Annotated in this window: 16 protein-coding genes; 13 read left to right on the top strand and 3 right to left on the bottom strand. The window is 46.8% G+C overall.

Features of this window, described 5'->3' with window-relative positions; translation table 11 throughout:
* Both DW642_RS16070 and DW642_RS12615 read left to right on the top strand, forming a co-directional pair.
* A partial coding sequence (locus DW642_RS16070; protein WP_207660212.1) for a hypothetical protein occupies positions 1 to 180 on the top strand: 180 nt, incomplete at its 5' end.
* A 187-nt stretch (positions 181 to 367) separates the two neighbouring features.
* Positions 368 to 505, top strand: coding sequence for a helix-turn-helix domain-containing protein (locus tag DW642_RS12615; protein ID WP_117510393.1), 138 nt, complete (start codon positions 368 to 370; stop codon positions 503 to 505).
* Between the two features lie 598 nt (positions 506 to 1,103).
* On the opposite strand, the gene DW642_RS12600 is transcribed toward DW642_RS12615, so the two are convergent.
* The 3 genes from DW642_RS12600 to DW642_RS12590 all read right to left on the bottom strand — a co-directional run bounded on the left by DW642_RS12600 (position 1,104) and on the right by DW642_RS12590 (position 3,520).
* Positions 1,104 to 1,970 carry an aminoglycoside 6-adenylyltransferase AadE gene (locus tag DW642_RS12600; protein ID WP_001255868.1) on the bottom strand — a complete coding sequence of 289 codons (867 nt, stop codon included), beginning with the start codon at positions 1,968 to 1,970 and terminating at the stop codon, positions 1,104 to 1,106.
* A gap of 191 nt (positions 1,971 to 2,161) precedes the next feature.
* Positions 2,162 to 2,683 carry a GNAT family N-acetyltransferase gene (locus tag DW642_RS12595; RefSeq protein WP_117502383.1) on the bottom strand — a complete coding sequence of 174 codons (522 nt, stop codon included), beginning with the start codon at positions 2,681 to 2,683 and terminating at the stop codon, positions 2,162 to 2,164.
* A gap of 36 nt (positions 2,684 to 2,719) precedes the next feature.
* On the bottom strand, positions 2,720 to 3,520 hold the full coding sequence (locus DW642_RS12590) for a helix-turn-helix domain-containing protein (protein WP_117502385.1): 801 nt from the start codon (positions 3,518 to 3,520) through the stop codon (positions 2,720 to 2,722).
* Positions 3,521 to 3,859: 339 nt separating this feature from the next.
* Between DW642_RS12590 and DW642_RS12580 the strand changes: the two genes are divergently transcribed.
* The 11 genes from DW642_RS12580 to DW642_RS12530 all read left to right on the top strand — a co-directional run bounded on the left by DW642_RS12580 (position 3,860) and on the right by DW642_RS12530 (position 13,937).
* The gene (locus tag DW642_RS12580; RefSeq protein WP_054352687.1) at positions 3,860 to 4,273 is read left to right on the top strand and encodes a cysteine-rich VLP domain-containing protein; all 414 of its coding nucleotides are present in this window, start codon (positions 3,860 to 3,862) and stop codon (positions 4,271 to 4,273) included.
* Between the two features lie 111 nt (positions 4,274 to 4,384).
* Positions 4,385 to 4,780 carry a replication initiator protein A gene (locus DW642_RS12575; protein ID WP_117502387.1) on the top strand — a complete coding sequence of 132 codons (396 nt, stop codon included), beginning with the start codon at positions 4,385 to 4,387 and terminating at the stop codon, positions 4,778 to 4,780.
* Positions 4,781 to 4,963: 183 nt separating this feature from the next.
* Positions 4,964 to 5,908, top strand: coding sequence for a MobV family relaxase (mobV, locus tag DW642_RS12570; protein ID WP_005610211.1), 945 nt, complete (start codon positions 4,964 to 4,966; stop codon positions 5,906 to 5,908).
* 71 nt (positions 5,909 to 5,979) lie between these two features.
* Positions 5,980 to 6,174, top strand: a complete 195-nt coding sequence (locus tag DW642_RS12565) for a hypothetical protein (RefSeq protein WP_002334813.1) — start codon at positions 5,980 to 5,982, stop codon at positions 6,172 to 6,174.
* Between the two features lie 145 nt (positions 6,175 to 6,319).
* Positions 6,320 to 7,897, top strand: coding sequence for a recombinase family protein (locus DW642_RS12560; protein WP_207726614.1), 1,578 nt, complete (start codon positions 6,320 to 6,322; stop codon positions 7,895 to 7,897).
* Between the two features lie 193 nt (positions 7,898 to 8,090).
* Positions 8,091 to 8,888 carry a hypothetical protein gene (locus DW642_RS12555; RefSeq protein WP_242991190.1) on the top strand — a complete coding sequence of 266 codons (798 nt, stop codon included), beginning with the start codon at positions 8,091 to 8,093 and terminating at the stop codon, positions 8,886 to 8,888.
* 355 nt (positions 8,889 to 9,243) lie between these two features.
* The gene (locus tag DW642_RS12550) at positions 9,244 to 10,401 is read left to right on the top strand and encodes an FprA family A-type flavoprotein (RefSeq protein WP_117510397.1); all 1,158 of its coding nucleotides are present in this window, start codon (positions 9,244 to 9,246) and stop codon (positions 10,399 to 10,401) included.
* 752 nt (positions 10,402 to 11,153) lie between these two features.
* The gene (locus DW642_RS12545) at positions 11,154 to 11,423 is read left to right on the top strand and encodes a hypothetical protein (protein WP_117510392.1); all 270 of its coding nucleotides are present in this window, start codon (positions 11,154 to 11,156) and stop codon (positions 11,421 to 11,423) included.
* A gap of 583 nt (positions 11,424 to 12,006) precedes the next feature.
* Positions 12,007 to 12,642, top strand: coding sequence for an MATE family efflux transporter (locus DW642_RS12540; protein ID WP_147326122.1), 636 nt, complete (start codon positions 12,007 to 12,009; stop codon positions 12,640 to 12,642).
* On the top strand, positions 12,639 to 12,842 hold the full coding sequence (locus DW642_RS12535) for a hypothetical protein (RefSeq protein WP_117510390.1): 204 nt from the start codon (positions 12,639 to 12,641) through the stop codon (positions 12,840 to 12,842). The genes DW642_RS12540 and DW642_RS12535 overlap by 4 nt, the downstream gene beginning before the upstream one ends.
* A 60-nt stretch (positions 12,843 to 12,902) precedes the next feature.
* Positions 12,903 to 13,937, top strand: a complete 1,035-nt coding sequence (locus DW642_RS12530; protein WP_117510389.1) for a 2-hydroxyacid dehydrogenase — start codon at positions 12,903 to 12,905, stop codon at positions 13,935 to 13,937.
* Positions 13,938 to 13,995: the final 58 nt, after the last annotated feature.

The following is a 13,995-nucleotide window of genomic DNA, read 5'->3' as shown; positions in this document are numbered from 1 at the left end:
GCGCAAGATCTAAGAAACAGGCGTATCCGCCGATATTTTGTCTGCCGCCTAAAACGGTTTGAAGCACGTGACTTTAGTCATGTGAGGTTCACTTTCTGGAAACTGCTGGTGATCTTTCTGGAGAGAACCATCATTGCTATTCCGCTGATCGTATTGTTTGCAAATATGATCGGGCTGTAAATACAGGAAAATACAAGATCCCCGATTTGGCACTTTTGTGCCGAATCGGGGATTTTTTTGCGTAAAAACGCAGGTAAAGGATTCGTAGATTGACAAAACAGCCTATTTTCGCCTATTCTGAGACTGTAAAAACGCTCCGCTGGGCAACATGAGACGGTGCGGGAACAGCAGGAGGAAGGGACACGACGTGGAAGCGAAAGAGTTCGGGCGGTTTATTGCCGGAATGCGAAAAGAGAAAAAGATGACGCAGGCAGAGCTTGCGGAAAAGATTCATGTGACGGATAAAGCCGTCAGCCGGTGGGAGCGGGGAGTTTCCCAAAGTTAAAGATACCACATCAATCCCACGCGGACTTTTGCTCAACCGATACAGCCGGAGGGCTGGATAACAAGAAAAGGCGGTATGCGCCCCGTGGAGGGGTAGCGTACCGCCTTTTCTTGTGGAGGTTTCCAAAGGGGGCAACGCCCCCATTTGGCACACGACTTTGCGAAGCAAAGTGTAGTGTGTTATACGCTCTGTCGGCGTTGCCGTGAAAATGCCGTTGCCGCCGGGGAGGGCAAGGGCATTTGAAGCGGCAGGAAAACAGGGCTGTGCTTGCGTGGCGTGGAGCCGCAAGCGCAGGTCTGGTTTCATCAGCAGACAGGGCGTATATGAAAGCCCCCGTCCCTCGTCCTACGCTCCGACTTGTGGACAAAGTGTCCCGAAGTTGTGGCCACACTCCCGGAAAAGTAGCAGGACAGCGGGCAACCGTCAAGGCTGAAATGAACGGGGTTACACCCGGCCTTGACCGCCGCCCGCCGCCCCGCTGGATGGGTGGACAAGGCGGCCAATCCCTCAAAGTGCTTGGCCGCGCTCTTTCTGATTTTGAGGTATTCAGTTTTTCAAAATTGAATAATCAAAATAAATTTTTTCGATTGAAAAAATTTTATTTGTTATCATCTTCAATGCCATATTTTTTCTTTTGCCGAATCACATAATTACTGATTTTTTCATCATATAGTGGATACTGGTAATCCAACTGGCATGCCACTTCTGACGAAACCTCCCGGAACAATGCCATACATTGTTCAAAGGATTCCCACATATGGGGATAGGAATCCATATTATAAGTGGACATAAGTCGTTCCCACAATTCCTCTGGGACATATTGCTTCATAAATTTATAGTTTTTTCCCAAACTGAAATGAAATCCCTGTTTGATACCAATCAGCCAGGAAATCATGCGAAGCAATTCTTTTCGTACTATATCATTCATATGGTCAATAGCAAAAAGAATTTCTTTGCGGCATAAGCCCTTTACTACATATGTTGTAGTATTCCAAAATTCATTACAGCAATCGTCAAACATTCTTTGAGTAGGCTTCTGCAAGTGGTAGTCTATATCCGTTGGTATTGGCGGCTTTACGATACGGTTGTCTTTATCCAACAGTAACTTTACCAGTTTATCCCATGTAAAATACTCGTCTATCAGTTCCAGCGGCAGCAAAGTTAAATCTATCTTAACATCATCAGTAAACAGCATTAAATATGAAAATCCCTTTTCTACAGCTGGAAATAATTCCATATCTTCCGGCTTTTGCAGAATCAACCTTTCACCAAATATATCTAGCCATTTATCATCACTTGTGAAGCTGTCCATATCCGTAACAAAAAAAGTAATATCAAAATCCTGAAAATCATCAGGCGGAATATTTGTATTTGTTCTAGATCCTTCCAAAGTAACCATGCGAATGCGTTTGTCTGTTTTTGCAAAATTCAAAACAATATCATAAACTTCCTTTTCTGATCTCATTTTTATCTCCTCCAATTATTGAAATAGGTGTGAAGCCATTTTAGGGCTTTCCCGCCTTGATTACCCTTTAGCAAAGACGGGCGGGACTGTCAACGGCGGCGCATTTATGCGCCGTTCATCTTGACCGTTGACTGGCTCGGCTGGCTTTGCTATCTCTCCGATAAACCTGAATTCATTTAATGTACTTATTTTTAGTGCATATAAAAGGTTATATCAAATTTTCCCGACTGCTTTGTGTTTTCATATATTTTAGTATCAAGTCCGCCAATTTCAAAACCGCAAGCCAAATAAAACAAGCACGCATTCAAATTGTTGTCCTGACCAACAGTATACAAACCTGCATACCCATTTGCTATGGCATATTGATAAGATGCCTTAATTAGCTGTTTACCAATACCTTTACCACGCATTTTGCATTTGACTTTCAAGTCGTATAAAAAAAGACAGGGATTGAATACAGGAGTCAATATTGCTAATCCAATACAATCCGCTCCCTCATATGCTCCGATAAAAACATAGTCTTTCATCTCATGATAATTGTAGTTTTCATCTGGGAATGTCATTTCTTCAATCTGTTCAGAAGGCAATAGTTTTTCTGTATGTTCCCATCTGTCTCCGTTGTAGGTAATAACCATTCGTCCCCTAATGGGAAAAGGTTCGTTGGGAATATTTATATCTGCGGCGTGTTTTTCATCAATAAATCTAATTTCCACTCCTTACACCTCACTAAATCAAATTTTTCCGTTCTCTTACTTTCTCCCTCGCTGCGGCTTTGGATTTTTCAGTAAATCCGATTTCTGTGCAATCTTTTTCAACCACTTCTTTTCTTCCTCTGACAGTTTCCCATAGTTCAGCTTGAGCCGCTTACAGATAAATGCCATAGCCGCCTGCTCCGGGTCGCTGTCCTCTCTGGTGGTTTCCTCTGCGGTCTGCAAAAAATCTTCCAGTGGATTGTCCTCCGGGACACTGAAAAAATCGTCCTTGTGGGCTTCCCGCAGGTCGAAGGCTATCTTGTTTATGTCCTGCTGTATCACATAGCGGCAAAAGCTGTCGTCGTCAATGTGGGCGGCGATAAGCTGTCGCAGCTGCGGGTCAGTCAAGCCGGGATTGTGTTGTTTCATAATCGTTGCACTCACGGCGTCCACAATGGCGTTTGCACTCTGTACCTGTTTTCCCGCCACGCCGTTCACATAGATTTCAAGGTCGGCCATGAGCCGGGGAAAATCCGGGTGGGTCGCCAGTTCACACAAAAGGGAATTGTCCACCAGCCCGCTTTTCAATAGTTCAATCATATCATCACTCAAATGCAGGTCTGCAAGATCGGCGTTTGGGTGATTTCTTGTTTGAGAACGGCCCAGCAGATAATCAACAGTCACTTCGTAAAACTTTGCCAACTCAATAAGGGCGTAATGGCTGATGTCCTTGAAGTTGTCCCCCTCATAACTCCCTAAAGCGGACTTGGAGAGGTGGGTTTTCTCCGCAAGCTGTTCCAGCGTCAGACCGCGTTCCACACGCAGGTCTTTCAATCGTTCTTGTATGGATAGTTCCATGCGCTCCCCCTTGTCTGCAAATATCATTTTTATTATACCACAATTCCGAAAGCGTGGAAATAGCCTGTTTTTTAGGCCAATTTCCTACCTTTCGGATATACGGGACGGGCGGTCATTTAGGTGTAGACTTAGGGTAGTTCATCGATGGACAGCACCTTGAAAACAGAATGACCGTCCGAAAAGGAATACCCCGGATGGGGAAGCACCGCAAGGAGCCGGACTTCGGGACATTTTGTCCCGAAGTTGCGGGGAGCGTGCCAACGCTGGAATACGCCGCAGGAATGGGGCAGGAAACCTTTTCGGGGAGAACGGCAACGGAAAGCAAAATGGAGGGAACGCATGAGAAATAACCTCTATAAAGACTTGCCGCCACTGGAGCGCAGGCCGGACGGTTCCCTTTACCGCATGACACCGGCGCAGAGGAAACAGGCGGCCAGCCTGATACGCCGGGAGTGCTGTTGTTGTGAGGACGGCAACTGCATTGTCCTTGACGATGGGGACACCTGCACCTGCCCGCAGACGGTTTCTTTCTCGGTCTGCTGTAAGTGGTTCCGCTGGGCGGTCTTGCCGCTGGACGGAACGCTGGAAGCGGAGATTTTCCGGGATAAGGACTTGAAATGCTGTGCGGTCTGCGGCGGCGTGTTCGTCCCCAAATCCAACCGGGCAAAATACTGCCCCGGCTGTGCCGTCAGAGTTCACAGGCGGCAGAAAACAGAAAGTGAACGGAAAAGGAGGTCTGCTGTGGACAGTTAGGAGCGAAAAAAGCCTTGATTTATCAGGCTCCGCAAGCCCCAAACCGGGGCAGGTGGTATAAAGTATCGTCCGCCCTGAAAAATGGGCTTCTAACCGTCCACAAAACGCACTATGACAAACACCATCTATATCCATCAGCCGGAAAAGGCGTTCAGCTTCACCCGGCTCCCGAATTTCCTCTTTGAAGCCCCCACATTCAGGCCCCTGTCCAACGAGGCAAAGGTTCTGTACGCCTTTATCCTGCGCCGGACAGAGTTGTCCCGCAAGAATGGGTGGGCGGATGACTGCGGACGGATTTTCCTGTATTACCCTATCTGCGAAGTGGTTGACCTGCTCCATTGTGGGCGGCAGAAAGCGGTGAACACCCTGCGGGAACTGCAATACGCCGGACTGGTGGAAATCCAGAAGCAGGGCTGTGGAAAACCCAACCGCATTTTCCCAAAATCCTATGAAGCGGTTCCAAACACCGACTTCAAGAAATCCGGTTCTGGTACGCCGGGGGACTGAAAACCGTACCCATGAAGTACGGAAACCGCCCTCCTGAAGTATGAAAACCGGACGGTATATAGAAATACAAAGATTAAAATGACTGATTTATATCCATTCCATTCTTATCGTATCAGAGATAATTCCGGCGGGATTTTCCCTGTAGAAAACCCCGGATAGGAAAGGAATGGGGAAAGGAGCAGAATGGCACAACACGCAATTTTGCGGTTTGAGAAGCACAAGGGCAACCCGGCAAGGCCGCTGGAAGCCCATCACGAAAGACAGAAAGAACAGTATACCAGCAATCCCGACATTAACACAAGCCGGAGCAAATACAACTTCCATATCGTCAAGCCGGAGGGACGCTATTACCACTTCATTCAGAGCCGTATCGAGCAGGCCGGATGCCGGACAAGGAAAGACAGCACACGGTTTGTCGATACGCTGATAACCGCCAGCCCGGAGTTTTTCAAGGGGAAATCCCCAAAGGAGATACAGGCGTTCTTCCAAAGGGCGGCAGATTTCCTCATTGGCCGGGTAGGACGGGAAAATATCGTGTCGGCGGTGGTACACATGGATGAGAAAACGCCCCACCTGCATTTGACCTTTGTTCCGCTGACAAAGGACAACCGCCTGTGCGCAAAGGAGATTATCGGCAACCGGGCAAACCTGACGAAGTGGCAGGACGATTTTCACGCCTATATGGTGGAGAAATATCCTGACTTGGAGCGTGGGGAAAGTGCCAGCAAGACAGGCCGGAAGCATATCCCCACCCGGATTTTCAAACAGGCGGTTTCCCTCTCCAAACAGGCCAGAGCCATTGAAGCCGCCCTTGACGGCATTAACCCACTGAACGCCGGAAAGAAAAAAGAGGAAGCCCTCTCCATGCTGAAAAAGTGGTTCCCGCAGATGGAGAACTTCTCCGGGCAGTTGAAAAAGTACAAGGTCACAATCAATGACCTGTTGGCGGAGAATGAGAAGTTGGAAGCAAGGGCAAAGGCCAGTGAAAAAGGCAAGATGAAAGATACGATGGAACGGGCAAAGCTGAAAAGCGAACTGGACAATTTACAGCGGCTGGTTGACCGTATCCCGCCGGATATACTGGCGGAACTGAAACGGCAGCAGCGGCACACGGTAAAGGAAAGGTGATAGTATAAGCAGAAATTTTCGCCGCTCCTGTGCGGCATTGTACCTTGAAAACTGAATATGGAGGACACTGGATGGCAAAAAGCGAAAGCGATATTTTTACACCCCGGACAGGGCAGGTCATACAAGCAGAGAACGGCACGCAGTATTTTGTATGTGGGAACAACCGTATAAAAATCTCCGAACACTTCGCCGCAGGCGGGAAGCCCCTCGGTGATCTGATTGTAGATGTGGTGCGGCATACCGCAGAAAAAGCCGCTTCAACCTGATAGCCCATCATTGATAACACGCCCACGCTTATGATATAATTGCCATAGAGCAAAAGTATTGTAAGCGTGGGTTGTTTCTTTAGAAGGAGGATTTTTAACGGTGAAACAACCTTACAATACTACGATTTACAACACGGCGCTTTATATGAGATTGAGCCGGGACGATGAACTGCAAGGAGAAAGCGGGAGTATTCAGACACAACGCATGATGCTCCGGCAATATGCCGCCGAGCATGGCCTGAATGTCATAGATGAATATATCGACGATGGATGGTCTGGAACGAACTTTGACAGGCCGGATTTTCAGAGAATGATTGATGACATTGAGGACGGGAAAATCAACTGCGTTGTTACGAAGGATTTATCCCGCTTAGGCAGAAACTACATTCTGACCGGCCAGTACACGGAAATCTACTTTCCCAGCAAAGGCGTCCGCTATATCGCTGTCAATGACAATGTGGACACCATCAACGGAGAGAATGAGCTTGCCCCATTCCTCAACATTTTGAATGAAATGCACGCCCGCCAGACCAGCAAAAAGGTAAAGGCGGCCATGCGGACACGGTTCGCAAATGGCGCACACTATGGAGCCTATGCTCCGCTTGGCTATGTCAAAGACCCGGATAAGAAAGGCCATCTTCTGATTGACCCGGAAACAAGGTGGATTATCGAAAAGATTTTTGACCTTGCCGTTCATGGCCGGGGAGCCGCCAGCATTACACGGATTTTGGTCGAAGAAAAAGTACCTACTCCCGGCTGGCTGAATTTCCAGAGATACGGCACTTTCGCAAATATCTATGCCGGAGCGCCGGAGGAAAAAGCCTATGCGTGGACGATAGCGCAGGTGAAAAGTATTCTGAAAGAGGAAACCTATATCGGACACAGCGTCCACAATAAGCAGACCAATATTTCATTCAAAAACAAGAAGAAAGTACGCAAGCCAAAAGAGGAATGGTATCGTGTGGAGAACACCCACGAAGCGATTATTTCCGAAGATGTGTTCCGTCAAGTACAGGAGCAGATTTGCAACAGGCGCAGACGGCAGAAGAACGGCACAACACAGATATTTTCCGGGCTGGTAAAATGTGCGGACTGCGGCTGGTCGCTGGCCTATGGTATGAACAGCCAGAACAAAAATCACTATGCCCACTACCATTGTAGCAAGTACGGGCAAGGATTGCACCAGTGTTCCATGCACTATATCCGCTATGATGTGCTTTACGCCTATGTCCTTTCCCGTCTGCAATACTGGTCTGTGCTGGTACAGCAGGATGGGGACAAACTTCTGAAACGGCTACTTAACGCCAGCGACAAGGAACGCAATACTGCAAGGAAGCGGCAGACAGCCGAACTGAAAAAGGCGGAAAAGCGCAAAGCAGAAGTAGACACCCTGTTTGCAAAAATGTATGAGGACTGGTCTGCCGGACGCATTACAGAATACAATTTCAATATGCTGTCCGAAAAGTATCAGGGCGAACAGCGAGAATTGGACGCAAAAATTGAACGGCTTCACGAAGCGATGGAGGTCGCCGCCCAGACAGCGGTTGACGCTGAAAAGTGGATAGGTCTGATGAAACAGTATGTCAATCCCACAGAATTGACGGCTGAACTTCTGAATACGCTGATTGAAAAAATCCTTGTCCATGAAGCGGTCAAAAGTGAGGACGGAAGCCGGGAACAGGAAGTGGAAATCTTCTACCGCTTTATCGGCAAAATCGAATGACACATCTTGAGATACCCAACAATATCTTTAACTAAGGGAAACGGGACTTGGCTTTCCCGATATCCAGACGATTGAGCCGCTGGCTCAGGCACTTGGGATTTCTGTGCTGGAACTGATGCGCTCCGAACGGCAGGAGAAGGCGAAGGAAGAGGCGGCGCCGGAAATTCAGTATACTCAGAAGGAGGTGGCCGAAATGCTGCAGAACGCAGGTGACATTTCAAGGCAGCAGAAAAAACAGGACCGGAACGCAAACGTGATCGCGGGATTTCTGGTGATCGGTGTGGCAGCGGCAGCGTGGGCGGCAAAGATCGTAAACGTGGGCGGCGGCCTGATTCTAGGCGGTCTGGTGGCAGCAGCGTTTGTATCGCTGTGGTATTTCTTCCAGAACCTCGATGATGAAGAAAGCCGGAAAGTCTATGGGGCAGCATCCATTCTGTCTATCGGCATTCTGGCATCCCTGGTAAATTTCGTCTGGGGCGATCAGCTGGCAGAATTCATTCCCGGCGGTCTTGAACGAAAAGAGCAGATCTTCTGGACCCTGTGGTATCTGTTTGTTCTGGTAATGATGATGATCGGAACCATTCGGTGTATCCGCCGGCAGAGACAGAAAAAAGAAAAGAAATACAAAACCGTTCTTTTCACGGCAATTATGGCGACGATCATGTTTGTAACACTGTGGCAGTATCAGAACACCATGCAGAACCGGTACAAAAACACAGGAATCTGGAGGGGCGCACAGCAGTACGCCGAGGTGCTGCTGAAAAGAAACAAAAACCTCGAAAACGACTGGCTGATCGGCGATGAGTCCTGGCGCGAAGGAAACAAAAATACTTTCGAAATTCGCCTTACCTATTACGCTGATGCCGATGACGCAAAAGAGGGACGTGAAAGCGAATATCAGTACAAGATTCATTTTGATGATGTTGACGGCTACGTCATCAAATCAGAAGGCGTACCAGAGAAAGAGATTGTTTTCCCGGAAAATAAATAAGAAGTGAGAAACGGGATTCCATTCTTGCGCCTCCCACAGAAAAAGACTATACTCATAGTATCAGCATGTACGCTCGGAATCTTTCTGCACTTGCTTTTGCGACTGGCGGTTGGAATCAGTTATGATAAAGAAACAAAAGAACATGCCTGTAAAATAGAAGTATTGTGATGATTTGCAAGCTGTGGAAAAGGGATATCGTGTGTGTGAACGGAGAAAAGCAAGTAAAAATAGTAATCTTTACTATTTTTACTTGCTTTTTCCTTGCTTTTTCCTCCATCATAGGATAATATAAAAATATACGGTTCGGAGCAGGTTCCGGGCAGGAAAAAACAAGATGGAAAGGATATGGATTTTTATGAAAATTACAGAGGATATTATCTACGCGGGAGTCAACGATCATCAGGTAGACCTGTTTGAAGGTCAGTACAAAGTGCCGAACGGCATGGCATATAATTCTTACGTAATTCTCGATGAAAAAACGGCAGTTATGGATACCGTAGATGCAAACTTTGCGGATGAATGGCTGGCAAATGTTGCGAAAGCACTGGATGGCAGAAAACCGGATTACCTGATCGTACAGCATATGGAGCCGGATCACTCTGCGAATATTGAAAACTTCGTAAAAGCATATCCGGAAGCAACCGTTGTTGCAAACACAAAAACCTTTGCCATGATGAAAAACTTTTTCCCAAAGATGGATCTCGCCGGAAGGAAACTGGAAGTAAAGGACGGTGAGTCCCTTACGCTCGGAAAACACGTTCTGACCTTCGTGTTCGCTCCGATGGTACACTGGCCGGAGGTTATGGTTACATACGACAGCACGGACAAGGTTCTGTTCGCAGCAGACGGTTTTGGAAAATTCGGTGCACTCGACCGCGAGGAACCATGGGATGACGAAGCACGCCGTTATTTTATCGGTATTGTCGGAAAATACGGTTTGCAGGTACAGAAGCTCCTGAAAGTAGCAGGTACGCTGGACATCCGGAAAATCTGTTCCCTGCACGGTCCGGTTCTGACGGAAAATCTTGGCCACTACATTGAAAAATACGATATCTGGTCTTCTTATCGTCCGGAAGAAGAGGGCGTTGTGGTTGCCTATACTTCTGTTTACGGCAATACAAAAAAAGCTGCCGAATTGCTTGCAGATAAGCTGAAAGAAAAAGGCTGTCCGAATGTCGTTGTTTACGATCTGGCAAGAGACGATATGTCCGCTGCCGTAGCGGATGCTTTCCGTTACAGTAAGCTGGTTCTCGCAACGCTGACCTACAATGCAGGAATTTACCCGTTCATGCAGGATTTCATCAACCGCCTGACAGAGCGCAGCTTCCAGAACCGCACCATCGGTCTGATCGAAAACGGAAGCTGGGCACCGACCGCAGCGAAAGTGATGAAAGGTATGTTTGAAAAGAGCAAAAATATCACCTGGACAGAGAATAATGTAAAAGTAATGTCCGCTGTGAAGGAAGAGAACGTAAAAGAGATCGAGGCACTGGCCGAAGAACTCTGCAAATAAGAAATTAAGAAGAGAAGAAAGAATATGGGAAAAATGCTCCGCTGGACTTTGCGAAAGGCAAAGACAGCGGAGTCTTTCGTTCTCCTCTTTTGGAAAGAAGATTCTGTGGAGTTCCGGAGGGAGCAGGATCGCCCTGCGGTGGGTCAAAAAAAGCCGGGGGTTGAATTTTGCGAAAGCCTGCGGCCGCCTCTTTGTAAGTGAGACTGCATCAGGTTTCTGATCTTTCGATTTTAATGTCACAATATTCTGAAAATAATAAAATACAAAATAAATTAAAAGAAAGTATTGACAAAACAGATAAGATGAGTTAATATAAGATCAACAAAAGAAAAGAGAACAAAAATAAAAACAAGAAAGAAACATCAAGACGAAAAAGAAACATCAAAACGAAATCTAAGAAAGTAAGAGGTACAGTCCAATGGCATAGTTAATCTGAACATCAAAAAAATCTCTGAAGAGTTTACATATAGAACCTAAAGGAGATGATTCCAATGAAAGGCAGAGGCCCATAGGGAAAAAATAAAAACAAAAAAATTCAGGAGGTACGGTCCAAAAGGAACATAACGAAATACCCCGAATTCAATGAAAGCAGTAGGTGTATAAAATGAAATTACTGGAAATTCATTAAAAGCCCGGTCGAGAGAAAAAAGAATCGATCGGGCTTAAATTATGTCCACGGAAATATTTCCAATTGCTTTGTTTCACGGGGAACGGTATAATCAGATACAGGAAGAAAAAGGAGAACAGAAAAAATGTATTACGTACCAGACGGAACCAAAACATGTGGCTATTATGAATGTAAAAAATGCGGCAACCGCTTTTTATCGTTGCAGACGATGGAGAAAATTCCATGCCCGGACTGTGAGGCAGAGATAGATTATGAGATCGGGCCTGGCGAGTCGTTGGAGGATGTTCTGGATACTGCCGTGCTGCTGCAAAAAATTGAGGGCGAAGAGGAAGTGGAAAAGATGGATGCGCTTCTCAGCCTTGCGATTACCGGCGGGGATTTTGACTGGATTTAGAGTTTCGGCGGTCGCTCTGAATTTTTACAGAATTTGCCTGAAATTTTTCCGCGATTTTAAAAGAAAACAAAAAGCTTTCGGATGAAAGTGCGAAAAATGTTCAGAAACAGACGAAAATCATTTGAAAAATTGTGTAAAATTGACAGAACTAATGTAAAAGACTGGAAAACGTCAAAAAATTTAAGGATTGACAAAAAAGAAAATTTTTATTAGAATGTGCCTATGTTGAAAAACAGCAGAGCAATGGAATAGAATAAAGATAACGCAACGGAGCGGTTCTGAAAAAAGAATCTCTCCGTCTTTTTATTTCTTCCCTTTCTCCAAGGTTTAAATTTCTCCCGGAAAACACTCTCAGGAAGCCAGAAAATGATCTGCCTGTTTTTCAATTGAAACTCCATATAAGAAACGGATTCGCAAAGGCGCGGTACGAAGGAAAAACTTCGGGCCGCGCTTTCTCGATCTCAGGCAGAAAAATGTGATAGTTCGCAACGGGGCGATCTGGAAGGAAAACTTCCGGGTCGCCTTTTCTTTTATCAGAAACAGTACAGAAAAACAAAAAGAAAAACGGGAAGGAGGAAATCCGATGGAAAACACAAACGTCTTATTTGCCCGAAAGCGTCTGATCCAGCTGATCGTTCTGCTGATTGTGGTTTTCACATCCATGGCAAGCGGCGGTTCGGTTGTCGGAGCACAGTTCCTCGGAAGCGGAGATAAAGAAACCGCCTGTCACGCAGCCGAGCAGCTTGTGATGATCTGCGGACTGATCGCACTTGTCATCTGCGGCATCTCCTTTTTCGGAAACCGCCGGATTCTCCATCTGGTCTATGGATCGGTGGAAGAGCAGGTTATGACCTACGCGGCAGAATACTTCTTCATCACATCCCTTTCCTTCCCGTTCCTTGGTATTTACAATGCCGGGGCGGCGCTCTTCCGGGTGATGGGGAATTCAAACATTTCGATGATTACATCGATTGTGATGAACGGTCTGAACATCATCGGAAATGCGGTTTTCGTTTACGGTTTTGGCATGGGAGTCGCAGGTGTTGCACTTTCCACTTTGATCTCCAGAGCTTTTGCCAGCATCGTGATTCTCGTGCTGCTGCATCAGCCAAAATACGAAATTCACTGTACAAAATGGTTTCTGGTCGGATGGGACGGCGCGATGCTGAAAAAGATTTTTTCGATTGGTGTTCCGCAGGCGATGCAAAATTCACGATGAACGTCAGCATCCTTTCGATGTGGTTCGTACGAATTGCACTGGCTTACCTTATCGGCGTTCATTTTCAGGTCGGACTTCTCGGTGTCTGGATTGCACAGACACTCGACTGGGTGGTTCGCGCAGGATTCTACATTGTCCGGTATCTTGGCCATAAATGGGAAAACAAATCTGTCGTGCGAGCGGCGAAAACAGCTGCATAACAAACAGGAAGCAGAAAAGACATCAGAAAAACAGACATCAGGAAACAGGAGGCGAGGCGTATGAAAGAAGGAAGTTATGAGGTAGTCGTTTTCCAGGGAGATCCGGGAACGATTGATCTGACGTACGAAGAGATGGAAGCAGAATGGAAGAAAACGCTGCGGACCGTGCCACAGATCGGAAAATTCCGTATCATCCGGCAGGAAAAGAAATGGTACACCTTTGAGGATTACAGCAGACAGATCGGCGATGCCGACGTAGCGCTTGGTATCTGGGTTCACAAAGGTGTCATCAACGAAAAACTTTTTGAAGAACATCCTGATTTAAAATATATCGCAACGCTCGGCCATGGGTTTGAAGCCTTTGATGTGGAGATGACAAGGCGGCGCGGTGTGACGATCACCAACACCATTTACGGCGATGTCACCATTGCCCAGTACGCGATGGCACTGCTCATGAACATCTGCCACAATGTCACGATACAGAGTGACTATACCAAAACGGGTTACTGGAAGGCAAAAGAAACCGATCCGCAGGCAGCCTACAATCAACTGTTCGTACCGCAGATCGAGCTCTACCAGAAAACGATGGGAATCATCGGACTGGGTGCGATCGGTCTGTGGACTGCGAGAATAGCAAAAGGCTTCGGCATGAAGGTCATCGCAAACAGCCGTCATAAAAAGACGGGGCCGCAGTACGAGGGCATCGAGCAGGTCAGCATGGAAGAGATTTTCGAGCGGTCGGATGTGATCTCAATTCACTGTCCGCATACGAAAGAAACCGAAAAACTTCTGAACCGAGAAGCCTTCGCGAAAATGAAAGACGGTGTGATTATCATCAATACCGCAAGGGGAATCATCATCGATGAGGACGCACTTCTTGAGGCACTCGAATCACGAAAGGTTTACATGGCAGGACTCGATGTAGTTGCGAATGAGCCGCCGCAGTATCAGATTCCGCTGATGCAGTCGCCGTACACCTTTATCACATCGCACATCGCCTGGCAGCCAAAAGCAGCAAGACTCCGGGCGGTAGACCTGGCGGTCAAAAACTTCCGGTCTTATCTGGAAGGAATGCCGACCAGCGTAATTAATTAATCTTGTTAGAAAAACTGTTTTATACAGATTTCTATAGAAAGAAAGTTACTCTCATAGA

This window comes from Blautia sp. AM23-13AC (assembly GCF_003435675.1).
Lineage (GTDB): Bacteria > Bacillota > Clostridia > Lachnospirales > Lachnospiraceae > Fusicatenibacter > Fusicatenibacter saccharivorans.
Note: the sequence above shows the minus strand (reverse complement) of the source record. Positions and strands in the feature narration are given on the sequence as shown.

Coding starts and splice junctions, on each gene's coding strand:
- DW642_RS12600 (WP_001255868.1), bottom strand. CDS start 1,970: ATGAGATCAGAAAAGGAAGTTTATGATATTGTTTTGAATTTTGCAAAA.
- DW642_RS12590 (WP_117502385.1), bottom strand. CDS start 3,520: ATGGAACTATCCATACAAGAACGATTGAAAGACCTGCGTGTGGAACGC.
- DW642_RS12580 (WP_054352687.1), top strand. CDS start 3,860: ATGAGAAATAACCTCTATAAAGACTTGCCGCCACTGGAGCGCAGGCCG.
- DW642_RS12575 (WP_117502387.1), top strand. CDS start 4,385: ATGACAAACACCATCTATATCCATCAGCCGGAAAAGGCGTTCAGCTTC.
- mobV (WP_005610211.1), top strand. CDS start 4,964: ATGGCACAACACGCAATTTTGCGGTTTGAGAAGCACAAGGGCAACCCG.
- DW642_RS12565 (WP_002334813.1), top strand. CDS start 5,980: ATGGCAAAAAGCGAAAGCGATATTTTTACACCCCGGACAGGGCAGGTC.
- DW642_RS12560 (WP_207726614.1), top strand. CDS start 6,320: ATGAGATTGAGCCGGGACGATGAACTGCAAGGAGAAAGCGGGAGTATT.
- DW642_RS12555 (WP_242991190.1), top strand. CDS start 8,091: ATGCTGCAGAACGCAGGTGACATTTCAAGGCAGCAGAAAAAACAGGAC.
- DW642_RS12550 (WP_117510397.1), top strand. CDS start 9,244: ATGAAAATTACAGAGGATATTATCTACGCGGGAGTCAACGATCATCAG.
- DW642_RS12545 (WP_117510392.1), top strand. CDS start 11,154: ATGTATTACGTACCAGACGGAACCAAAACATGTGGCTATTATGAATGT.
- DW642_RS12540 (WP_147326122.1), top strand. CDS start 12,007: ATGGAAAACACAAACGTCTTATTTGCCCGAAAGCGTCTGATCCAGCTG.
- DW642_RS12535 (WP_117510390.1), top strand. CDS start 12,639: ATGAACGTCAGCATCCTTTCGATGTGGTTCGTACGAATTGCACTGGCT.
- DW642_RS12530 (WP_117510389.1), top strand. CDS start 12,903: ATGAAAGAAGGAAGTTATGAGGTAGTCGTTTTCCAGGGAGATCCGGGA.